Origin of the sequence: Sphingomonas sp., from assembly GCF_965227385.1 — a bacterium.
GTDB lineage: Bacteria > Pseudomonadota > Alphaproteobacteria > Sphingomonadales > Sphingomonadaceae > Sphingomonas.
Genome location: NZ_OZ245750.1, coordinates 658,158 through 678,009 on the forward strand (window position 1 = coordinate 658,158; position 19,852 = coordinate 678,009).

The window sequence follows — 19,852 nt, forward strand, 5'->3', positions numbered from 1 at the left end:
TCCCGCCCGATAGCGGTGCGCGATGACCGTATTGCCCCGTCCCCGCCTGATCGCGCTGCTGACCGGCGCCATATCCGCCACCGCCTTTGCCCCGCTCGATTGGTGGGTCGTCGGGCTGGTCTGCTTCGCCATCCTGCTGCGCCTGACGCATGAGGCGCCGAGCCTGAAGCAGGCGCTGTTGCGCGGCTGGCTGTTCGGGCTTGGCCATTTCACCGTCGGCAACAACTGGATCCAGCACGCCTTCACCTATCAGGACAGGATGCCGGCCGAGCTCGGCTATGTCGCGGTGGTCCTGCTGTCGCTCTACCTCGCCATCTATCCGGCACTGGCGATGGGGCTGGCGTGGCGATTCGGGCAGCGGCGCACACTCGACCTGTCCTTCGTCGTGGTCGCGGGCGCGGCGTGGATCGTCGCGGAGTATCTGCGCAGCGTGCTGTTTACCGGCTACCCGTGGAACCCGCTCGGGGTAATCTGGCTCCCGGTGGCGGGAGTGGCGCAGACGGCGAGCTGGATCGGCACCTACGCGCTCTCGGGCCTGACGGTCCTCGTCGCCGGCGCTCTGCTGCTCGCCAGCCAGCGGCACTGGCGCTTTCCCGCCGCGGTCGCGGTCACCCTCGCGCTTCTGGCACTGAGCGGGATCGAGGTTCAGCACACACGCGCTGCCAATGAACCCGCCCGCCCCATCGTCCGCGTGCTCCAGCCCAATGTCGGTCAGGAGACCGTGCTGGACGGAACCTACGCGCAAAAGGCGTTGAGCGAGCTGATCCGCCTGTCCAACGACACCGCCACCATCCTGCCCGGCGGGCCGGTCCCGCGCCTGATCGTCTGGCCCGAGGGGACGGTCGATTACTGGCTGGAAGAGGGCTATCCCGCCCCCTGGTACGCCAGGAATGATCCCCGCACCGTCCGCCGGATGATCGCCCAGACGCTGGGGCCTAAGGATATCGCGCTGGTCGGCGGCAACGGCCTGTTGTTCAAGGGCGACGACAAGCTCGACGCCGCGACCAATTCGGTGTTCGCGATCGACGCGAGCGGTGCGATTCTCGGTCGCTACGACAAGGCGCATCTCGTGCCCTATGGCGAATATCTGCCGATGCGCACCATCCTCGAACCGCTCGGCCTGTCGCGACTGGTCGCCGGCGAGATCGATTTCGAACCCGGCCCCGGTCCGCAGACCATGACCGTCCCCGGCTTCGGCACGGTCGGCATGCAGATCTGTTACGAGATCATCTTCTCCGGCCAGACGGTCGACGCCGCCAACCGCCCCACGATCCTGTTCAACCCGTCCAACGATGCCTGGTTCGGTGCGTGGGGACCACCGCAACATCTGGCGCAGGCGCGAATGCGCGCGATCGAGGAAGGACTGCCGATCCTGCGCGCCACCCCGACCGGCATCTCCGCGATCATCGACGCGCGCGGCCGGATCGTCGCCGCCGCCGGCATGGGTGAGGCGCGGGCGATAGAGGCACCAATGCCCCACGCTCTGCCCCCGACGCTGTTCGCGCGGATCGGCAACCTCATGGCGGGGCTCGTCGCGGCACTGCTGCTTGCCATCGCCATTGCCTTCCGCCGCTTCGCTCGCTAGGGCGAGCGGCATATAAGGAAAGCTTTATATCAAGCCCATTTTCCCGTCAGGCATGGCAACGGCCTGACTTTTCTTGAGGAAGACCATGCGTTCCACTTATCTCTTTACGTCCGAATCGGTTTCCGAAGGCCATCCCGACAAGGTTTCCGATCAGATTTCCGACGCGATCGTCGACCTGTTCCTGTCGAAGGACCCCGAAGCACGCATCGCGTGCGAAACGCTGACGACCACCCAGCTGGTCGTGCTCGCCGGCGAAATCCGCTGCAAGGGCGTGTACGAGAACGGCGAATGGGCACCGGGCGCGAAGGAAGAGATCGAGAAGACGGTCCGCGATACGGTCAAGCGCATCGGCTATGAGCAGGATGGTTTCCACTGGGAGACGCTACGCTTCGAAAACAACCTGCACGGCCAGTCGGCGCACATCGCGCAGGGCGTCGATGCCGGCGAGAACAAGGACGAAGGCGCGGGCGACCAGGGGATCATGTTCGGCTATGCCGCGAACGACACCCCGGACCTGATGCCGGCGACGCTCGACTATAGCCACAAGATCCTCGAGCGCATGGCCGCCGACCGCCATTCGGGCGCGGCCCCGTTCCTGGAGCCGGACGCGAAGAGCCAGGTCACGCTGCGCTACGAGGGCAGCAAGGCCGTCGCCGCGACCGCGATCGTGGTCTCGACTCAGCACGCCAAGGGCTATGACGCGGGCGAGAAGGAAGCCGAGCTGAAGGCCTATGTGAAGAAGGTCGTGGCCGATGTGATCCCGGCCGAGCTGCTGAGCGACGCGACCGAATATCACATCAACCCGACCGGCAGCTTCGAAATCGGCGGCCCGGACGGCGATGCCGGCCTGACCGGCCGCAAGATCATCGTCGACACCTATGGCGGCGCGGCTCCGCACGGCGGCGGCGCGTTCAGCGGCAAGGACCCGACCAAGGTCGATCGTTCGGCGGCGTACATCACCCGCTACCTCGCCAAGAACATCGTTGCGGCGGGCCTCGCCCAGCGCTGCACGATCCAGCTGGCGTATGCAATCGGCGTGAGCAAGCCGCTGTCACTCTATGTCGACACGCACGGCACCGGCACCGTCGGTGACGACAAGATCGAGGAAGCGATCGGCAAGATCGAAAAGCTTGGCGGCCTGACGCCGCGTGGCATCCGCACGCATCTCGGCCTCAACAAGCCGATCTATGCGCGCACCGCTGCCTATGGCCATTTCGGCCGCAAGCCCGAGGGCGACTTCTTCCCGTGGGAGCGCACCGATCTGGTCGAGGATCTGAAGGCCGCGCTGGCCTGATCCAGCGCCAGGCAACGTGAGCAAGGGGGCGATGGTCTGCGGACCATCGCCCCTTTTTTGTTTTCGCTTGCAGCACAGCGATTTACGCGCAGAATCGGGCAAGATTTCCGGAGACGCAGCATGATCGTTCGGCTTGCCCTGTCCATGATGCTGCTCGCGTGCCCCGCGCTCGCCCGCCAGGAACCCGCCCCGATCACCGCGCGCGACGGGCAGGCGTTCAAGCACAAGCATAGCGGATTCAGCTTCCCGCCGACGCTGATCGGCCTGAAGCGCGTCCAGGGGCGCGAGGTCGTCGCGCCGCAGCTGGACCTGGTGTTCAACTATCGCGCGGCGGACGATAGCGAGGAAGTGTCGGTCTACGTCTATCGCCTGACGACCGGCTCGATCCCTTTGTGGTTCGACGTGTCGCGCCGGGTCGTGGAAACGCGCAAGGAAACCGGGACCAAGACCGCCTGGGGTGCCCCCACAGCCTTCACCCCGCCGGGCCAGGCCAATGCCTCAGCGTTGCAGCTTGGCTGGACGATCACCGGGAGCGACCTGCGCAGCACGTCGCTCACGCTCATCCCGATGGGCGACTGGCTGGTCAAGATTCGCTACTCTTCGGTCGCGCATGAAGTCGCCTCGCTCCAGCGCCGCACGGCCGAGCTCATCGCCGCGCTCGGCTGGCCCAAGCGCATCGCCGCCTCCCCCGGGGCGACGGCAATCGCCGATTGCACCGACTCGCTTGCCCTGAACGGCGCGGCCAAGCCGGTCGCCAGCAACGGCGCAAACATGCTGCTCGAAGCGGTCATGGCGCAGATGGCGGGCAATCCGGACAGCCGGAAAAAGGCGCAGAAGACCGCGCCGGCCACGCCTCAGACCTGGTGTGCGGACCGCGCGGCGCAAAGTCCGGTCGGCCTCTATCGCCCCACGGGGACGCGCGACCGTTATCTGCAGTCGCTGTCCGACTCGGGCATTGCGCTGCTGACCCAGCCGTCGGTCGCGTCGGCGCTGATGGACGACAAGGGTGACCCGACCTGGTCGGTCAGCCTGTTCACCGCGGGCAGAACCTACAACTTTGCCGCGCGGGACCGCCTGCCGCTCCCCGCGCAGGCCGACGCGATCCTCAAGGAGCGCCCGACATCGAGCGCGGCGACCTGGGGCGACCGCCAGATCAGCATCGACTCCGATGCGATGAAATAGCCCTTTCCACAGCCGCTACGCAAAAATCCCTAGTGCGGTTAACCATCCGCCGCCCGCCCGTCCTAAAAGGATCGGGTGGAGACGCTGATGCAGACTGTGACGACCCTTGCCCCGGCCCCGGTCGAGCCGGATTTCAACCTGACCATGGCGTTCCAGCCGGTCTGGGACGCGCGGCTGGGCGAAGTCTATGCCTATGAGGCATTGGTGCGCGGACCCAATGGCGAAACCGCGCGTGCGGTGATCGATTCGATCAAGCCCGAAGATCGCTATGCGTTCGACCAGCAATGCCGCGTCGCCGCGATCAAACAGGCGGTGGCGGCGGGCATTCTCAAGGTCCCCGCGCTGCTCTCGATCAACTTCTTCCCGGATGTAATCACCGATCCCTTTGCCGATAGCGAGCGGACGATGCGCGTCGCCAAGGAAACCGGTCTGCCGCCCGAACGGCTGATGTTCGAATTCGCCGAGCATGACCGGCTCGACGGGTGCCGCATGGCCGAGACGATCGAGGCGCACCGCAAGATGCACATGCAGACCGCGTTCGACGATTTCGGATCGGGCGATGTCGGGCTGGCGCTGCTCTCGCGCTTCACACCCGATGCGATCAAGCTCGATCCCGTCCTCATCCGCGGCCTGTCGACCAGCTGGTCGCGCCGGTTGCTGGTCGAAAAGATGATCGAGATGGCCCGGCTGCGCGCGGTGCGACTGATTGCCGAGGGCGTCGAAACCCGCGCCGATTATGACAAGCTGCTCGCGCTCGGCGTGCGTTACTTCCAGGGATATTATATCGCGCGACCGCAGATCGGCGTGCTGGAACAGCCGAGATTACGCCCCGCCTCCTGAGCCGGCGGCCGGGTGGCACGGCGCGTCCGATGCAGCTCACATCTTGCTCCGCCGCACCGGCTGCGCCAAGGGGCTCGCGATGAACGATCCGAGCACGATCCGCCGCCTCTATGGCCGCGCCAAGGGGCACAAGCTGCGCGCCGGTCAGCAGGCGCTGGTCGACGAAGGGCTGCCCCGGGTTGCTGTTCCCGCCGAAGGACCGATCGACGCGATGCGGCTGTTCGGTGACAACCGCCCGCTGGAGGTCGAGATCGGGTTCGGGGCGGGCGAGCATCTCGCGGGACAGGCGGCGATGCGCCCCGACCATGGATTTATCGGCTGCGAACCCTTCCTCAACGGCGTGGTTGGCGCGCTCGGCCATCTCCGCGATGGCGGGCTGGCCAATGTCCGGCTGCACATGGGCGATGCGCTGGACGTGATCGAGCGCCTGCCCGACGCCAGTCTAGACCGCGTCTATCTGCTCCACCCCGATCCCTGGCGAAAGGCGCGCCATGCCAAGCGCCGGATGGTCAATCACGGACCGCTCGACCTGATCGCAGCAAAGCTGAAGCCTGGCGCGGAATTCCGGCTGGGCACCGACGACCCCACGTATTGCCGCTGGTCGATGATGGTGATGAACCAGCGCCGCGATTTCGCGTGGCAGGCGCGCGAAGCGAAGGATTTCCTGAATCGCCCCGACGACTGGCCGGAAACGCGCTACGAACGCAAGGCGCGGCGGCAGGGCCATGAGGTATGGTACTTCCGCTACCTGCGGGTCTGAGCGCACGCTTGACCGACGGCGCCCAGTCGTGGCAGTGCGCGCTCTCGCTCGGGTCACCCGCGCGAGGCCCTGCGGCCATGCGGCCAGAGCGGGCGGGTATAGCACAATGGTAGTGCAGCAGCCTTCCAAGCTGAATACGCGGGTTCGATTCCCGCTACCCGCTCCAGCCGCGAAATGATTCGGTAAATGTGCGGATTTACGTCGAGTTGGTAGCGCGATAACCGCGACCGCGATTCGGGGGAATCTTACCTATGACGAAATTTCGGGATTTGATCTCGTCCAACGCCGGTCTGCTCGCGCTCGTTGCGGCGCTGGCGGCGTTCATAGTCGTGCTCGCCTGGCGCGCCCGACATCGGCGCAAGCGGCGCGAGCAACGGCGGGTGCGCAGACTTGCCCGGCAACGCGTATGGGACTGGCTCATGATGCGGTCGCATGTCCGGCGCCTCACCCACCAGCCCAATGACGACCCGATCTGATCGCCCGACCGGGGGAGGTGGTGGAAGGGACTGGATTCGAACCAGTGTACGGGAAACCCGGGCAGATTTACAGTCTGCTGCCTTTAACCACTCGGCCACCCTTCCATGCGGCACGCCGAAGCGAGTGCGCGCCAATGCCGAAGCGATGCGGCGCTGTCAACGCCTTGCGCAGCCGAATTGTGCCGCCTAGCGTTTCAGGATGAGCAAGGGACTTCGCCGCGGCCAGCGGCCATCGGGCAATATGGGCAGCAACAACCGCCCCCGTTTCTGGGGCCGCCATGCCGTGACGGCGGCACTGGCCAATCCCGAACGCCGCGTGCGCAAGGTGTGGGGGACGCGCGAGGCGCTGGCGGCGCTGGAGCTGCCGCCGGTGCTGCCGATCACCTATGCCGATGTCGCCGATCTCGCGCGGATGGTCCCGTCGGACGCGCCACATCAGGGAATCGTGATCGAGGTCGATCCGCTTGAGGAAATCTGGCTCGGCGACCTGCTGGAGCAGGGCGCGAACGATCGTCGTCCGTTGCTGGTGCTGGACCATGTCACCGATCCGCACAATGTCGGCGCGATCCTGCGGTCGGCCGCTGCCTTCGACGCACTCGGCATCGTGACGCAGGACCGCCACGCCCCGCTCGAATCGGGTTCGCTGGCGCGGGCGGCATCGGGCGCGCTGGAACTGGTGCCATGGGTTCGGGTGGTGAACCTCGCGCGTTCGCTGGACGAGATTGGCGAGGCAGGCTTCTGGCGAATCGGCCTGGCGGGCGAGGCCAAGGGCACGCTCGGCGAAGTGATGGGCGACACGCGCCCGGCATTGGTGCTGGGCGCCGAGGGCGAGGGCATGCGCCACAATACCGCGGCGCATTGCGACGAACTGGCGCGCCTGCCGATTTCGCCGCGAGTCGAAAGCCTCAACGTATCCAATGCGGCCGCCATCGCGCTGTACGCAGCTATCTCGCGCTGACCCGGATGGGTGCGCCAACGGGGAAATGACGCATGTTCGACCGGTTCAAGGGAGTTGCGCTGGCAATTCTGGCCCCGGTGCTGCTGGTCGGATGCGCGTTCAGCCCCGGCAAGTTCACCTCGACGCTCACCATCCTGGCGGATCGCAGCTTCACCTTCAGCTATCAGGGTGAAGTGATCGCGGTCGATCTCGCGAGCGAGATGGCCAAGGGCATGGGCGACGCGTTCAAGGGGCTGGGTGACGAGGACGACAAGAAGAAGACGACGACGACCGCCTGGCTTCGCGACGCCGCCTGGCAGGCGGAAGAGGACACCCCCGCCGACGAGGATGGGGACAGCGCCAAGGACGATGCCGAGGAGGCAGCAAAGAAGGAAGCGAAGTTCAAGGCGATTGCCGAGGCCCTGACCAAGGAAGCGGGCTATCGCTCGGTCGTGTACAAGGGCGACGGTGTGTTCATGATCGACTATCAGATCAGCGGCACGCTGACCCACAATTTCCTTTGGCCTTTCAACGTCGATGCCGAGGTGATCTTCCCCTTCGTCGTCGTCGAACTGCGCGGGCCAGACGTGGTGCGGGTCAAGGCGCCGGCTTTTGGCGACAGCGACTCGGCGGCCAAGGGCAAGTCGGACGCAGCCAACGCCAAGCTCGACGGTACCTTCACCCTGGTCACGGATGGCGAGTTGGTCAGCCAGAATAACGAGGACGGCGCGAAAGCCGCAGGCAATCGCCGCACCATCACCTGGAAGGCAACCCCGCTGACCAAGGACGCGCCGATGGCGGTGCTGAAGCTCGCGCCGAAATCCTGATCGGATCGCGGCGCGACCGCTTCAGTCCTCGGCTGCGATCGTGACCTTCAGCCCGTCCAGCGCGGACGTGAACTGGATCTGGCAGGACAGGCGCGACGTATCGGTGCGGTCGGAAGAGCTGTCGAGCAGGTCGTTCTCGTCCTCGCTCATCGGCGGGAGTTTGGCCGCAAATTCCGGGTCGACATGGATGTGGCAGGTCGCGCACGAGCAGCAGCCGCCGCAGAGGGCGAGCAATTCGTCGAACCCGTTGTCCCGGATCACTTCCATGACGCTCAGGCCCACCTCGCCTTCAACTTCGCGTTCTTCTCCTGCGCGGGTGACGACGATAAGTTTGGGCATGGCTTTCTCCTCCGTGTACCGTGCCCATGCCGAGGAATGGCGCGGCTTTCAAGGATTCGAAACATGGGCCTGACCGCCGACCAGCTGCGCGAGTCGCTCGATGCGATCGCCGCGCTCGAACCGCTGATCGCCGCAGCGGTCGCGCGCGTGGGCTATCCCGAGCCGCGTATCCGCGAGCCGGGCTATGAAACGCTGCTGCGCACGATCGTCGGGCAGCAGGTCAGCGTCGCGGCGGCGGCGTCGATCTGGAACAAGCTCGCGGCCGGGGTCGGCGACCTGACTCAACCCGATATCGTTGCCGCCGCGAGCGACGAGGCCCTGCGCGCCGCCGGCCTGTCGCGGCAAAAGGCAAGCTATGCCAAGAGCTTGGCCGAAGAGGTGTCGAGCGGGCGGCTCGACCTGACCGCCCTGCCCGCCGATGACGAGGCGGCGATCGCACAGCTGGTGCGGGTCAAGGGGATCGGCCGCTGGTCGGCGGAAATCTACCTGCTGTTCGCCGAGGGGCGCCGCGACATCTGGCCCGCTGGCGACCTGGCCGTGCAGATCGAGGTCGGACGGATCATGGGCCATGAGGAGCGCCCGTCGGAAAAGCTGACCCGTGAGATCGCCGAAGCCTGGCGCCCGCATCGCGGTGCCGCCGCGATCCTGGCGTGGCACCATTACAAGGCGGATATGGCCGCGATCTAGATGAGCTTTCCGCCCTCGACCTGCAGCGCGCGCGGGCAGCGGGACAGGGTTTCCATGCGGTGCGCGACGATCAGGATCGTCGGGCGCGGTTCGAGCGCGGCGAGGCGGTCCAGCACCGCCGCCTCGCTCGCGGGATCGAGCGCGGCGGTAGCCTCATCGAGCACCAGCAGCCGGGGGCGACGCAGGATCGCGCGCGCAATCGCCAGCCGCTGACGCTCGCCCCCGGACAGGAGCGCGCCGCGCTCACCGATGATCGTGTCGAGGCCGCGCGGCATGGCGGCGACCCGCTCTGCCGCGCCGGCGATGGCCAGCGCCTCCATCAGCATCGCGTCGTCGATGCCCGTGTCGCCCCAGTCGAGGTTACGACGGACGCTGTCGTGAAACAGGAACGCGTCCTGCGGCACATAGCCGATTGCCGCGCCCCAGCCGCCGGGCGGGAGCACCACGCCGCCAACGGTTACCGTCCCCGATTGCGGGACGAGCAGGCCTGAGATCAGATCGATGAGTGTGGTCTTGCCGCCGCCCGAAGGGCCGGCGATGCCGACCAGTTCGCCCTGGCCGATCTCCAGCGAGACGTCGGCGAGCCCCGCACCCGAAGGATGGCGATAGCTCACCGAGGCGAGCCCGATCGGACCCGGCGGCAAATCAACCGCGCCGCTGCGCGCGAACTGCGCGTCGCCAAGTTCGGACAGCGCCGTCTGTACCGCGCCATAGCTGGCGCCGAGGTGGAGCAGCTGCTGCGCCGATTGCTGCAGCTGCATCGCCAGTGGGGCCATGCGCGAGAAGATCAGCGCGAGCATGACAAGGGTGGTCGGCGACACCTGCAACAGCAAGCCGCCGGTCAGCACCCCGGCCGCGGCAAAGGCCGTGCCGATGCCGAACCAGGTGCGGGCGGTGGACTGGGCGACCATGAAGCCGCGCTGCTCCCCCGCCGCTGCGCGCTGGGCCGCGTCGAATTCGGCCGCGAAGCCGAGGCTGGCGTCCTGCGCTGCCGACGCCTTCAGTCCGCTCAGGAACGAGGTCGCGCTGCCCATCAGCGCGCGGTTCTTGTCGACCATGCGCGCGCCGAGCGCAGCGCTGTCGCCGCTGCGGCGGTTGACCAGCAGGGCGAGCAAGCCGAGACCGCCCAGCGCCGCGATCGCAAACAGCGGCGCCAGCGTCAGCGCCACGACAAGCTGGATGACCAGCATCGCGACCGCCACCAGCGACATCGAGATATAGTGTGCCGCGACGCCGATCCGCCCGATATCGCTGGTCAGCAGGCTGGTGATCCGGGCGTGCTCGACACCGGCCAGCCGTTCCCACGACGCCGACGCCAGCGTGTTGACCACCTTGCCCCGCAGATCGAGCGTATAGGCCATCTGCGCGTCGAACAGCGTCATGTCGCGCTTGCGCAGCACCAGCGCGCGCACCACCATCACCGCCACGAAGACCGCGATCAGCGCAGCGAGCCGCGAGTTGGTATCGCTGCCCAGCCAGCCGGGCAGCCAGGCCAGCGCGTCCCCTGGCGCGACGATCAGCCCGATCAGGGGAACCAGCAGTGCGAGCCCCAGCCCTTCCATCATCGCGCCCGCCGCGACCCAGGCGAGCGCCACCGCACCGCTGCGCCCGGCCTGACGGACCAGGCTGACAGCGAAGGCGATCGCCTGCCGTCCGGCAGAGGCAGCGGTGGGCGGTGCGGAAACGCTCATGCCGGTGCTTGTGCCGTGCTTTGCGCAAAGGGCAACCGACTTTGCGCGGCACGGGCTGGAAACCGACGCTGCGCTGCGCCAATAGGGGGGGAGCCAACCGGAGATGAAGACCCATGAAGACCCGCGCCGCCGTCGCATTCGAGGCCAAGAAGCCGCTCGAGATTGTCGAGCTGGATCTGGAGGGGCCGAAAGCCGGGGAAGTGCTGGTCGAGATCATGGCGACCGGCATCTGCCATACCGACGCCTATACGCTGGACGGGTTCGACAGCGAGGGGATCTTCCCGAGCGTGCTGGGGCATGAAGGCGCGGGGGTGGTCCGCGAGGTTGGCGCGGGCGTGACCAGCGTGACGCCGGGCGACCATGTCATCCCGCTCTACACCCCCGAATGCCGCCAGTGTAAGTCGTGCCTCAGCGGCAAGACCAATTTGTGCACCGCGATCCGCGCAACCCAGGGCAAGGGGCTGATGCCCGACGGCACCACGCGCTTCAGCTACAAGGGTCAGCCGATCTATCACTACATGGGCTGTTCGACCTTCTCGAACTTCACCGTGCTGCCCGAGATCGCGGTCGCCAAGATCCGCGAGGACGCGCCGTTCCAGACCAGCTGCTATATCGGCTGCGGCGTCACCACCGGGGTCGGCGCGGTCATCAACACGGCCAAGGTGCAGGTCGGCGACAATGTCGTGGTGTTCGGCCTTGGCGGCATCGGCCTCAACGTCATTCAGGGCGCGCGGCTGGCCGGGGCGAACCAGATCATCGGCGTCGACATCAACCCCGATCGCGAGGAATGGGGGCGCAAGTTCGGCATGACCGACTTCCTCAATTCGCGCGGCATGAGCCGCGAGGATGTGGTGGCGCGGATCGTCGCGATGACCGACGGCGGCGCCGACTATACGTTCGATGCGACCGGCAACACGGACGTCATGCGCATCGCGCTGGAGGCATGCCATCGCGGCTGGGGCACCAGCATCATCATCGGCGTAGCCGAGGCGGGCAAGGAAATCGCCACGCGCCCGTTCCAACTGGTCACCGGTCGCAACTGGCGCGGCACCGCGTTCGGCGGGGCAAAGGGCCGGACCGACGTGCCCAAGATCGTCGACATGTACATGACCGGCAAGATCGAGATCGACCCGATGATCACCCATGTCATGGGGCTGGAGGACATCAACAAGGGGTTCGACCTGATGCATGCGGGGGAAAGCATCCGCAGCGTCGTCGTGTTCTGAAATCATAACAGGGGAGAGGAAGCCATGTTCAGCCACATTATGCTCGGCGCGAACGATATCGATGCGTCCAAGGCATTTTACGATGCAACGCTGGGCGCATTGGGTGCGCGGGCCGGGAGCGTCGATCCCAAGGGCCGCGCCTTCTACATGCACAATGGCGGCATCTTCATGCTGAGCAAGCCGCTGGACGGCCAGCCCGCCTGTCACGCCAATGGCGGCACGGTCGGCTTTGCCGCGACCAGCCCGGAGATGGTCGACGCCTGGCACGCCGCCGGCCTTGCCCATGGCGGCACCGCGATCGAAGACCCGCCCGGCATCCGCGAAAATGCCTTCGGCGCGCTCTACCTCGCCTATCTGCGCGATCCGGCGGGGAACAAGGTCTGCGCGATGTATCGCGTCCCGAAGTGAGCGCGGGCTGGATCCTCACGCTGACCTGTGCCGACCGCGTCGGGATCGTCGCGGGGGTCAGCGGTTTCCTGGCGGAGCAGGACGGGTTCATCCTGGACAGCCAGCAATATGCCGATCTGGAGACCGGCCGCTTTTTCATGCGGGTGGTATTCACCGCCGGAGGGCCGCGCTTTCCGGCGGATCGCGCCGCTTTGGTCGCGGCCTTCACGCCCGTCGCGGAGCGGTTCGAGCTGGACTGGGGGCTGTCGGCGGCGGACGAGAAGCCAGCGCTGGTGGTCGCGGTGTCGAAGGGGTCGCACTGCCTGAACGACCTGTTGCACCGGCAACAGGCGGGGACATTGTCTGCCCGGATCGCGGCGGTGGTGTCGAACCATGAAAAGCTGCGCGACCTGACCGAATGGCATGGCGTGCCGTACCATCATCTGCCCGTCGAACCCGGCGGCAATGCCGACCAGGAACGTGCGATCGAGGCGGTGATGGAGGCGGCCGGCGCGCCGTATCTGGTGCTCGCCCGCTACATGCAGGTGCTGACGCCCGAATTCGCCGACCGGCTGGCGGGGCGCTGCATCAACATCCATCACAGCTTCCTGCCCGGGTTCAAGGGCGCCAAGCCCTATCACCGCGCCCACGACCGTGGCGTGAAACTGATCGGCGCGACCGCGCATTTCGTCACCAGCGACCTCGACGAGGGGCCGATCATCGAACAGGCGGTCGAGCGGGTCGACCATCGGGACAGCGTCGACGACCTGATCCGCATCGGCCGCGATATCGAGGCACAGGTTCTCGCCCGCGCGGTCGATGCGATCGGGGCGCGGCGGGTGTTCCTCAATGGCCAACGAACGGTGGTATTCAGATGAGTGTGGAGACGGTTTCGACCAATCGGGCGCATGGCGGGATGCAAGGCGTCTATCGCCATCAATCCACCGCGACCGGCACGCCGATGACCTTTTCGGTATTCGTGCCCGACCATGCGGAGGGGGCGCAGCTGCCGGTGCTGTGGTACCTTTCCGGCCTCACATGCACCCATGCCAATGTCACCGAAAAGGGCGAGTATCGCGCCGCCTGTGCCGAACAGGGGGTGATCTTCATCGCCCCCGACACCTCGCCGCGGGGCGATGATGTGCCGGATGATGAGGCCTATGATTTCGGCAAGGGCGCGGGCTTCTATGTCGATGCGACCGAAGAACCCTGGGGCGCGAATTTCCGGATGCGGTCCTATGTCGAGGACGAGCTGCCCGGGCTGATCCTGCGGGAATTTCCGATGGCGGACCTGGCGCGGCAAGGGATCACCGGCCATTCGATGGGCGGCCATGGCGCGCTCACCATCGCCCTGCGCAACCCGGATCGTTTCCGCTCGGTCAGCGCCTTCGCGCCGATCGTCGCGCCGGCGCAATGCCCCTGGGGTGAGAAGGCGTTGGGCGGCTATCTGGGACAGGACCGAGCGGCGTGGCGGTTGCACGATGCGGTGGCCCTGATCGAGGATGGGGCGCGGCTGCCCGAATTGCTGGTCGATCAGGGAGACGCTGACGCCTTCCTGACCGAGCAGTTGAAGCCGGAGCTGTTGGCGGGGGCATGCCGAACCGCCGGCATCGACCTCCAACTGCGGATGCAGCCGGGGTATGACCATAGCTATTACTTTATCTCCAGCTTCATGGCCGACCATGTCGCCTGGCATGCCGAGCGGCTGAAACGGTGACGCAGCGGTTCGACGCGGTCGTCATCGGGGCGGGGCATAACGGGCTGACCTGCGCCTTCTATCTTGCCCGGGCCGGCCTGAAGGTCTGTGTGGTCGAGCGGCGGGACGTGGTCGGCGGGGCGGCGGTGACCGAGGAGTTCCACCCCGGCTTTCGTAACTCTGCCGCCAGCTACACCGTCAGCCTGCTCCAGCCCAAGGTCATGGCCGACATGAAGCTGGTCGAGCGCGGCTATCGGGTGATCGAGCGGCCGGTGTCGAACTTCTTTCCGCTCGACGGCGATTATCTGAAGCTGGGCGGCGGGGCGGAGCGGACCCGCGCCGAGTTCGCCCGCTTCTCCGCCAGGGACGCTGCGGCGCTGGACGGTTATGAGGCGGCGCTGGAACGGGTGGCGGACCTGTTGCGGAGCATGGCGCTGAAGACGCCACCCAATGCCGGTGGCGGGGTCGCGGCGCTGCTGGCTGCGGCGGCTCAGGGGCGGCAGGTCGCGGCGCTGCCGATCGAGGGGCAGCGGGATGCGCTGGCGCTGTTCGTCCAGTCGGCGCGCGAGTTTCTCGACCAATGGTTCGAGAATGATCACGTGAAAGCCGCCTTCGCCTTTGATTCGGTGGTCGGCAATTATGCCGGGCCGTCGGCTCCCGGATCGGCCTATGTCTTGCTGCACCATGTGTTCGGCGAGGTGAACGGCAAGAAGGGGGCGTGGGGCCATCCGGTCGGGGGGATGGGTAGCATCACCCGGATGATGGCCCAAGCGGCGGGACAGGCCGGGGCGGTGATCCGGCTGGAGGAACCGGTCGACCGGGTGCTGACCGACAAGGGTCGCGCAGCCGGGGTGCGGCTGTCGAGTGGAGAGGAGATTGCGGCGAAGACGGTGGTCGCCAATGTCGGCCCTGCCCTGCTGTTCCGGCACCTGGTCGATCCTTCCGATTTGCCGGACGATTTCCGGTGGCGGATCAATGGCTTCAAGACCGGATCGGGCAGTTTCCGGATGAACGTCGCCCTGTCCGAACTTCCCGATTTCACTGTCCTTCCCGGCAAGGACGAAGAGCATCTCCGCAGCGGCATCATCATCGCGCCGACCATGGATTACATGGACAAGGCGCATGAGGACGCGGTCCGCTATGGCTGCTCCAACGCGCCAGTGGTGGAGATGACCATCCCCTCCACTGTCGATCCCACCCTCGCCCCGCCGGGCTGCCATGTCGCCAGCCTGTTCTGCCAGCACTTTGCCCCCATTTTGCCCAATGGTCGCAGCTGGGACGATGAGCGGGAGGCGGCGGCGGACGACATCATCGACACGGTGACGCAGCACGCCCCCAATTTCCGCGACTCGATCATCGCCACCCAGATCCACTCCCCCACCGACCTCGAACGTAAATTCGGGCTGGTCGATGGCGACATTTTCCACGGCCGCATGTCGCTCGACCAGCTATGGGCGGCGCGGCCGGTGCTGGGGCATGGCGATTATCGCAGCCCGATCAGCGGCCTGTATCTGTGCGGCGCGGGCACCCATCCCGGCGGCGGGGTGACCGGTGCGCCGGGGCACAATGCGGCGCGGGAAATCCTGAAGGACCGCAGCGTGTTCGGAAGGTTGCTGCGGAAGTAGGTCCCCCTCAGTCGAACACCGCCTCATACCGCACCGCGCCGGTCAGCGGTTCGCGGCTGCGCGGGACCAGGAACAGGCACATGCGGCCGAAGCTGGGGTGCGAGAGCCAGTAGAGCCCCTGCGGCAACGCGGTGCCGGCGGGGCCGCGCAGATACATGGAATAGGGCATGCGCCACGCGGTCGAGCTGGTGCGCGGCCGCTCGGCCCGCACCTCTTCCAGCGTCAGTTCATGCGCCGGGCCGACAATGCCGCCGACCAGGAACACGTCGCCGATCGCGGCGCAGGCATCGATCGAACTTGGTAGCGAAAGCAGCGGACGGGTCCCGGACATCAGAAACGGCAGCCCGCATCGGCGGGGGGTGAAAACGCGGCGCAGGCCATGACCTGAAGGCTCCAAAGAGTGTGGAACGCCGGATTCACCCCTCCGGACACTGGCCAGATTATGCGTGAAGTGGGTAGGCCGACAAGACGGGGGTTTTGCGGATCGGCAGATTAACCATGCGGTTTGTCGCATCCGGCGGGCTGCTCGCGGGCGGGTGGCGGACGGGCTGTCCGACGAAGCTGACGATCCGGGGCGTGGTGTGGGACGAATCGCCGGGGAAGCGACCGCGAGGCGACCGGCTGACACCTGCGACGCGACAGTGGCGCGACACGCACGCGACACCGGGGCGACGCGGGCGCTACGCGGTGTGGCGACGAGGCGACGGGCTTGGGTCATGGACGCGACGCCGACGCATCGGGCGCGCGACCGGGCGAGTCGCGGGGTGCCTTACGCGGCGCCAGCGGATCGGGCGCGAAGGGATCGGCGAGCCGCGCGGCGTGGAGCTTGAGGGCGTGGCTCCAGTGATGGTCGAACGGCGTGCCGGTCAGGCGGTTGCGCAGCGCATGCGCGCTGGACCGCGACATGCCAGCGGCGCGGGCCGCCCGCGCGACGCTGCCCGTTTCGACGAGCGCGGTGAGGAAGACGCGTTGCTTGGCGGGGGTCCAGTTGCTGCGCGGACGCGCGGCGGGGGTGGGTTGGTCGGGCATCGGATCGACTCCGGTTGGCTGGAGTCGATTCAGTTGACCTATTTGGTTCGTGTAGGAAAGGTCTAACAGATCGTCACGTCTGCTCGGATGTGTCCGGCTTATCGAATGGTAGCGTCGGTTCAGCGTCAGATTCCAGTACGCGAACACGCGGCAGCGCAACGTCAACTTTGATGTGTTGTAAAAACTCCCGGACGATTTGATTCAGCGAGAAGCCCTTATTACCACTACCAACAATCTTCAATTTCTGCCGAAGAAAGAAGAGAAAGGTAGGCTCGGTAATATGCAACATGTCTTGTGCGGCCTGCCATTCAAGTAAATTCACTCCCATACGCCGCTGGTGACCGGCGAGAGCTGTCAAAGATGAATTAATGGAGGCTAACGGGATTTTTTCGTCTTCTGACAACTCTTGAACTCTCCCGACTAGCTCGTGCTTACGTAGCGAAAACTCCAATGGCTCAAGAGCGAATGCTCCTAGTATGGCTCCATAGGTATCGTATTTTCGAGATCCACTCCTTGGCCCAGCCAAGAGTCGTTCATAATCCCGTTCATAATCGGAGTAAAATAGCTCCATCACCTTTACGAAAGCCGCATGCAAATGTGCGGGTTGGTAATCTCGCCGTCGATCCAACGAAGACGGACTCAAATCCAAGCCCAGCGCAAAAGTCTGACATATTTGCTGTGCAACAATCGGCAGTCCGCAAGATTCGTTTGCGATCATATTTCTAAATGGAACACTGCTCTTTACACCGAGAACTTCAAAACCGCGCTTGGGAATAAGCGAAAGATCAGAGAGATTCCACTTATCCAACTCTATATGACGCGTCCGCCCACGAAGATCTGGGTTTGACCTTGCAATATCAGAAGCATGGTGAGTGGTGCTTACGACAAGCACACTGACCTCTTCATCTACAAATGCCTTCCACTGCTGAAATATTTCTCTCTTAACGGCATCCGAAAGATAGTGAAAATCTTCTACGACAAGCAAAACAGGCAGCGTTCTTAAGACGGGAATTAAGTGCTTCGCAGAAATATCTGACTTAATGACGGCATAACGAAAAGACTCTTCCGATTTCTCGGTTCCAGCCAGCTTTACGGACGGAATGATCTTTGCAAGCCACCCCCAACCAAACTCCCCGCTAGCAGAAAGTTCAAATGAAACCTCTCCCGCGCTCCCTTTCGACCGCTCCTGAATCTGTTCAAAATTTAAATCTTCCAGCGCGGAAGCCCAAAAATTTCGAGCATCTAATCCCTCGGTGCAACGAATAACGACAGGCTGCCTTTTGAGTTCGGACAGCACTCGCTTGTAAAGCGTGGTCTTCCCGAGCTTACTCGGCCCGGTTAGCAAGCACAGCTGCCCCCTTGATTGTGTCGCATCCCGAAGCCTTTTCTCAACATTTCCGCTTTCCTGCGCGACATATGTTACAGTTGGCTTCCCGACGATGGGAAATACTTCTTGGGCAGTAGGCAATGCTTCTACTCCGCCGCAACCGTCCCATCGAACAACCCGCCCTCAGCGGCATCCTCGTTCGCTGCCGGAGCCGCCTTCGCCTTCTGGCGCTTGTCGAACGAATCCCACACTTCGTTCCAGTTGCCGCGCGTCGCGCCCTTTGAATATTCGGTCGCGCGGGTTTCGAAGAAGTTGGCGTGTTCGACGCCATTCAGCAGCGGGGTGAGCCACGGCAGGGGGTGTTCGTCGATCATGTAGATCGGCTTCAGGCCCAGCTGATTCAGGCGCCAGTCGGCGATGTAGCGGATATACTTCTTGATCTCCTTGGGCGTCATGCCGGGGACCGGGCCCTGTTCGAACGCCAGGTCGATGAACGCATCCTCCAGCCGCACGGTCGTCTGGCACACGTCCATGATGTCGTCCTTCACCGCCTTGGTCAGGCAGTCGCGTTCCTTGGTGAAGGCGTGGAACAGGCGGGTGATGCCTTCGCAGTGCAGCGATTCGTCGCGCACCGACCAGCTGACAATCTGGCCCATGCCCTTCATCTTGTTGAAGCGCGGGAAGTTCATCAGCATCGCGAACGACGCGAACAGCTGAAGCCCCTCGGTAAAGCCGCCGAACATGGCGAGGGTCTTGGCGATATCCTCGTCATTATCGACGCCGAACTGCTGAAGATAGTCGTGCTTGTCCTTCATCTCGGCATATTCGAGGAACATGCCGTACTCGCTTTCGGGCATGCCGATCGTGTCGAGCAGGTGGCTGTAGGCCGCGATGTGCACCGTTTCCATGTTGGAGAAGGCGGCGAGCATCATCTTGATCTCGGTCGGCTTGAACACGCGGCCGTATTTTTCGTGGTAGCAATCCTGCACCTCGACATCCGCCTGGGTGAAGAAGCGGAAAATCTGCGTGAGCAGATTGCGTTCGTGGTCGGTGAGCTTTTGCGCCCAGTCGCGGCAATCCTCGCCCAGCGGCACCTCTTCGGGCAGCCAGTGGATCTGCTGCTGACGCTTCCAGAAGTCATAGGCCCAGGGATATTCGAACGGCTTGTAGGTCTTGCGGGCTTCGAGAAGAGGCATGGGGTTACTCCGATGGATTACTGCGCGGCCGCAATGCGGCCGGTGAGCATGAGAATGGCGAAGATCGCAGCGACGATCATGAAGAACGCGCCCATGAGGCGAAGATGGCGCAGGGACAATTCGCTGCCCTGGACAGGTCGCGGCCACGGATTGCGGGGCGTGACGATCAGGAACAGTCCGACCGCCGCGAGCACGACCGGCATGAGCTGGAGGAACAGCGAGTCGCTCATGCCCCACCCACCATACCGGCCACCAGCGCGAAGCCGGTGAGGAACAGGCAGAGCGCGAGGAGCATCGTGCCGGCAATGCGCAGGGCGTACATGCCCTCGGGCGAGGCGGCGCGGCGGCGCAGCAGGGTGAGGCCCGCCATGCCCGACGCGATGCCGATGCCGGCCTGAATGGCGAGCGCGCGTGTCACTGATCGATCACCGTACCGCCGCGGTCGCGCACGACGACGCGCTCCTTGATGATCACCTTTTTGCCCCGGTTGGCGCCGACGCCGAACACGCAGATGCCGAGGAAATAGCCGAAGTCATACCAGCCGCCATTGTTCGGCACGGCATAGACCGCGACGTCGGGGACGAAGAGCGAGAGCACCCAGGCGACCGGGAAGATGAAGCCGTGCCATAGGCCGAGCAGGAAGCCGGGTGCGCCGGGCTCGACGCCGGTCGCGACCTGCTGCGCGCAGGCGGCGAGCAAGGTGAGGCCCAACAGGGGGAGGAGACGGAAGGAACGGGTCATGGGACTC

The 19,852-nt window shown here is 65.2% G+C and carries 23 protein-coding genes and 2 tRNA genes; 15 read left to right on the forward strand and 10 right to left on the reverse strand.

Going from position 1 to position 19,852, the window contains the following annotated elements; genetic code table 11:
* Positions 1-22 precede the first annotated feature (22 nt).
* The 7 genes from lnt to ACO05N_RS03080 all read left to right on the forward strand — a co-directional run bounded on the left by lnt (position 23) and on the right by ACO05N_RS03080 (position 6,137).
* On the forward strand, positions 23-1,585 hold the full coding sequence (gene lnt, locus ACO05N_RS03050) for an apolipoprotein N-acyltransferase (protein WP_422055723.1): 1,563 nt from the start codon (positions 23-25) through the stop codon (positions 1,583-1,585).
* 85 nt (positions 1,586-1,670) lie between these two features.
* Entirely contained in the window at positions 1,671-2,879 is a 1,209-nt protein-coding gene (gene metK, locus ACO05N_RS03055) for a methionine adenosyltransferase (RefSeq protein ID WP_422055724.1), read from the forward strand.
* Positions 2,880-2,999: 120 nt separating this feature from the next.
* Positions 3,000-4,061, forward strand: coding sequence for a hypothetical protein (locus tag ACO05N_RS03060; RefSeq protein WP_422055725.1), 1,062 nt, complete (start codon positions 3,000-3,002; stop codon positions 4,059-4,061).
* An 87-nt stretch (positions 4,062-4,148) separates the two neighbouring features.
* Positions 4,149-4,901, forward strand: a complete 753-nt coding sequence (locus tag ACO05N_RS03065; protein WP_422055726.1) for an EAL domain-containing protein — start codon at positions 4,149-4,151, stop codon at positions 4,899-4,901.
* Positions 4,902-4,980: 79 nt separating this feature from the next.
* The gene (trmB, locus tag ACO05N_RS03070; RefSeq protein ID WP_422055727.1) at positions 4,981-5,661 is read left to right on the forward strand and encodes a tRNA (guanine(46)-N(7))-methyltransferase TrmB; all 681 of its coding nucleotides are present in this window, start codon (positions 4,981-4,983) and stop codon (positions 5,659-5,661) included.
* A gap of 92 nt (positions 5,662-5,753) precedes the next feature.
* Positions 5,754-5,827 (forward strand) — tRNA-Gly (locus ACO05N_RS03075).
* An 85-nt stretch (positions 5,828-5,912) separates the two neighbouring features.
* A complete protein-coding gene (locus tag ACO05N_RS03080; RefSeq protein ID WP_422055728.1) occupies positions 5,913-6,137 on the forward strand; it encodes a hypothetical protein in 225 nt (74 codons plus the stop codon).
* 18 nt (positions 6,138-6,155) lie between these two features.
* On the opposite strand, the gene ACO05N_RS03085 is transcribed toward ACO05N_RS03080, so the two are convergent.
* A tRNA-Tyr gene (locus ACO05N_RS03085) sits at positions 6,156-6,242 on the reverse strand.
* Positions 6,243-6,336: 94 nt separating this feature from the next.
* Between ACO05N_RS03085 and rlmB the strand changes: the two genes are divergently transcribed.
* Together rlmB and ACO05N_RS03095 are read left to right on the forward strand one after the other, a co-directional pair.
* Complete coding sequence (gene rlmB, locus ACO05N_RS03090) at positions 6,337-7,095, forward strand: 23S rRNA (guanosine(2251)-2'-O)-methyltransferase RlmB (RefSeq protein ID WP_422055729.1); 759 nt, start codon at positions 6,337-6,339, stop codon at positions 7,093-7,095.
* Between the two features lie 32 nt (positions 7,096-7,127).
* On the forward strand, positions 7,128-7,901 hold the full coding sequence (locus tag ACO05N_RS03095) for a hypothetical protein (RefSeq protein ID WP_422055730.1): 774 nt from the start codon (positions 7,128-7,130) through the stop codon (positions 7,899-7,901).
* A 21-nt stretch (positions 7,902-7,922) separates the two neighbouring features.
* On the opposite strand, the gene ACO05N_RS03100 is transcribed toward ACO05N_RS03095, so the two are convergent.
* Positions 7,923-8,240, reverse strand: coding sequence for a 2Fe-2S iron-sulfur cluster-binding protein (locus ACO05N_RS03100; protein WP_066682426.1), 318 nt, complete (start codon positions 8,238-8,240; stop codon positions 7,923-7,925).
* 63 nt (positions 8,241-8,303) lie between these two features.
* Between ACO05N_RS03100 and ACO05N_RS03105 the strand changes: the two genes are divergently transcribed.
* Positions 8,304-8,927: a DNA-3-methyladenine glycosylase family protein gene (locus ACO05N_RS03105; protein WP_422055731.1), complete on the forward strand. Its 624-nt coding sequence runs from the start codon at positions 8,304-8,306 to the stop codon at positions 8,925-8,927.
* Here ACO05N_RS03105 and ACO05N_RS03110 read toward each other — a convergent pair.
* Positions 8,924-10,618, reverse strand: coding sequence for an ABC transporter ATP-binding protein (locus ACO05N_RS03110; RefSeq protein ID WP_422055732.1), 1,695 nt, complete (start codon positions 10,616-10,618; stop codon positions 8,924-8,926). The genes ACO05N_RS03105 and ACO05N_RS03110 overlap by 4 nt on opposite strands.
* A 113-nt stretch (positions 10,619-10,731) precedes the next feature.
* On the opposite strand from ACO05N_RS03110, the gene ACO05N_RS03115 reads away from it, so the two are divergent.
* From ACO05N_RS03115 to ACO05N_RS03135, 5 genes are read left to right on the forward strand one after another with little or no spacing between them, the layout of a single operon-like run.
* Positions 10,732-11,844: an S-(hydroxymethyl)glutathione dehydrogenase/class III alcohol dehydrogenase gene (locus ACO05N_RS03115; RefSeq protein ID WP_422055733.1), complete on the forward strand. Its 1,113-nt coding sequence runs from the start codon at positions 10,732-10,734 to the stop codon at positions 11,842-11,844.
* 24 nt (positions 11,845-11,868) lie between these two features.
* A complete protein-coding gene (locus tag ACO05N_RS03120) occupies positions 11,869-12,252 on the forward strand; it encodes a VOC family protein (protein ID WP_422055734.1) in 384 nt (127 codons plus the stop codon).
* An 11-nt stretch (positions 12,253-12,263) separates the two neighbouring features.
* Positions 12,264-13,109 carry a formyltetrahydrofolate deformylase gene (gene purU / locus ACO05N_RS03125; protein ID WP_422058693.1) on the forward strand — a complete coding sequence of 282 codons (846 nt, stop codon included), beginning with the start codon at positions 12,264-12,266 and terminating at the stop codon, positions 13,107-13,109.
* Entirely contained in the window at positions 13,106-13,948 is an 843-nt protein-coding gene (gene fghA / locus ACO05N_RS03130; protein WP_422055735.1) for an S-formylglutathione hydrolase, read from the forward strand. Before purU ends, fghA begins: the two co-directional genes overlap by 4 nt.
* A complete protein-coding gene (locus tag ACO05N_RS03135) occupies positions 13,945-15,552 on the forward strand; it encodes a phytoene desaturase family protein (RefSeq protein ID WP_422055736.1) in 1,608 nt (535 codons plus the stop codon). Before fghA ends, ACO05N_RS03135 begins: the two co-directional genes overlap by 4 nt.
* Positions 15,553-15,559: 7 nt before the next feature.
* On the opposite strand, the gene ACO05N_RS03140 is transcribed toward ACO05N_RS03135, so the two are convergent.
* The 7 genes from ACO05N_RS03140 to ACO05N_RS03170 form a co-directional block, all read right to left on the reverse strand.
* Entirely contained in the window at positions 15,560-15,883 is a 324-nt protein-coding gene (locus tag ACO05N_RS03140; RefSeq protein WP_422055737.1) for a DUF6916 family protein, read from the reverse strand.
* A 383-nt stretch (positions 15,884-16,266) separates the two neighbouring features.
* Complete coding sequence (locus ACO05N_RS03145) at positions 16,267-16,581, reverse strand: LysR family transcriptional regulator (RefSeq protein ID WP_422055738.1); 315 nt, start codon at positions 16,579-16,581, stop codon at positions 16,267-16,269.
* 73 nt (positions 16,582-16,654) lie between these two features.
* Complete coding sequence (locus ACO05N_RS03150; protein ID WP_422055739.1) at positions 16,655-18,049, reverse strand: AAA family ATPase; 1,395 nt, start codon at positions 18,047-18,049, stop codon at positions 16,655-16,657.
* A 5-nt stretch (positions 18,050-18,054) separates the two neighbouring features.
* Positions 18,055-19,104: a ribonucleotide-diphosphate reductase subunit beta gene (locus tag ACO05N_RS03155; RefSeq protein WP_066657600.1), complete on the reverse strand. Its 1,050-nt coding sequence runs from the start codon at positions 19,102-19,104 to the stop codon at positions 18,055-18,057.
* Positions 19,105-19,121: 17 nt separating this feature from the next.
* Positions 19,122-19,334 (reverse strand): hypothetical protein, encoded by a 213-nt coding sequence (locus ACO05N_RS03160; RefSeq protein ID WP_422055740.1) that lies wholly within the window; start codon positions 19,332-19,334, stop codon positions 19,122-19,124.
* Positions 19,331-19,522: a hypothetical protein gene (locus ACO05N_RS03165; RefSeq protein ID WP_422055741.1), complete on the reverse strand. Its 192-nt coding sequence runs from the start codon at positions 19,520-19,522 to the stop codon at positions 19,331-19,333. Before ACO05N_RS03165 ends, ACO05N_RS03160 begins: the two co-directional genes overlap by 4 nt.
* Positions 19,519-19,845, reverse strand: a complete 327-nt coding sequence (locus tag ACO05N_RS03170; RefSeq protein ID WP_422055742.1) for a hypothetical protein — start codon at positions 19,843-19,845, stop codon at positions 19,519-19,521. Before ACO05N_RS03170 ends, ACO05N_RS03165 begins: the two co-directional genes overlap by 4 nt.
* Positions 19,846-19,852: the final 7 nt, after the last annotated feature.

Excerpts from the sequence above, each read along its gene's own strand:
- lnt (WP_422055723.1), top strand. The coding sequence starts at position 23 with ATGACCGTATTGCCCCGTCCCCGCCTGATCGCGCTGCTGACCGGCGCC.
- metK (WP_422055724.1), top strand. The coding sequence starts at position 1,671 with ATGCGTTCCACTTATCTCTTTACGTCCGAATCGGTTTCCGAAGGCCAT.
- ACO05N_RS03060 (WP_422055725.1), top strand. The coding sequence starts at position 3,000 with ATGATCGTTCGGCTTGCCCTGTCCATGATGCTGCTCGCGTGCCCCGCG.
- ACO05N_RS03065 (WP_422055726.1), top strand. The coding sequence starts at position 4,149 with ATGCAGACTGTGACGACCCTTGCCCCGGCCCCGGTCGAGCCGGATTTC.
- trmB (WP_422055727.1), top strand. The coding sequence starts at position 4,981 with ATGAACGATCCGAGCACGATCCGCCGCCTCTATGGCCGCGCCAAGGGG.
- ACO05N_RS03080 (WP_422055728.1), top strand. The coding sequence starts at position 5,913 with ATGACGAAATTTCGGGATTTGATCTCGTCCAACGCCGGTCTGCTCGCG.
- rlmB (WP_422055729.1), top strand. The coding sequence starts at position 6,337 with ATGAGCAAGGGACTTCGCCGCGGCCAGCGGCCATCGGGCAATATGGGC.
- ACO05N_RS03095 (WP_422055730.1), top strand. The coding sequence starts at position 7,128 with ATGTTCGACCGGTTCAAGGGAGTTGCGCTGGCAATTCTGGCCCCGGTG.
- ACO05N_RS03100 (WP_066682426.1), bottom strand. The coding sequence starts at position 8,240 with ATGCCCAAACTTATCGTCGTCACCCGCGCAGGAGAAGAACGCGAAGTT.
- ACO05N_RS03105 (WP_422055731.1), top strand. The coding sequence starts at position 8,304 with ATGGGCCTGACCGCCGACCAGCTGCGCGAGTCGCTCGATGCGATCGCC.
- ACO05N_RS03110 (WP_422055732.1), bottom strand. The coding sequence starts at position 10,618 with ATGAGCGTTTCCGCACCGCCCACCGCTGCCTCTGCCGGACGGCAGGCG.
- ACO05N_RS03115 (WP_422055733.1), top strand. The coding sequence starts at position 10,732 with ATGAAGACCCGCGCCGCCGTCGCATTCGAGGCCAAGAAGCCGCTCGAG.
- ACO05N_RS03120 (WP_422055734.1), top strand. The coding sequence starts at position 11,869 with ATGTTCAGCCACATTATGCTCGGCGCGAACGATATCGATGCGTCCAAG.
- fghA (WP_422055735.1), top strand. The coding sequence starts at position 13,106 with ATGAGTGTGGAGACGGTTTCGACCAATCGGGCGCATGGCGGGATGCAA.
- ACO05N_RS03140 (WP_422055737.1), bottom strand. The coding sequence starts at position 15,883 with ATGTCCGGGACCCGTCCGCTGCTTTCGCTACCAAGTTCGATCGATGCC.
- ACO05N_RS03145 (WP_422055738.1), bottom strand. The coding sequence starts at position 16,581 with ATGCCCGACCAACCCACCCCCGCCGCGCGTCCGCGCAGCAACTGGACC.
- ACO05N_RS03155 (WP_066657600.1), bottom strand. The coding sequence starts at position 19,104 with ATGCCTCTTCTCGAAGCCCGCAAGACCTACAAGCCGTTCGAATATCCC.
- ACO05N_RS03160 (WP_422055740.1), bottom strand. The coding sequence starts at position 19,334 with ATGAGCGACTCGCTGTTCCTCCAGCTCATGCCGGTCGTGCTCGCGGCG.
- ACO05N_RS03170 (WP_422055742.1), bottom strand. The coding sequence starts at position 19,845 with ATGACCCGTTCCTTCCGTCTCCTCCCCCTGTTGGGCCTCACCTTGCTC.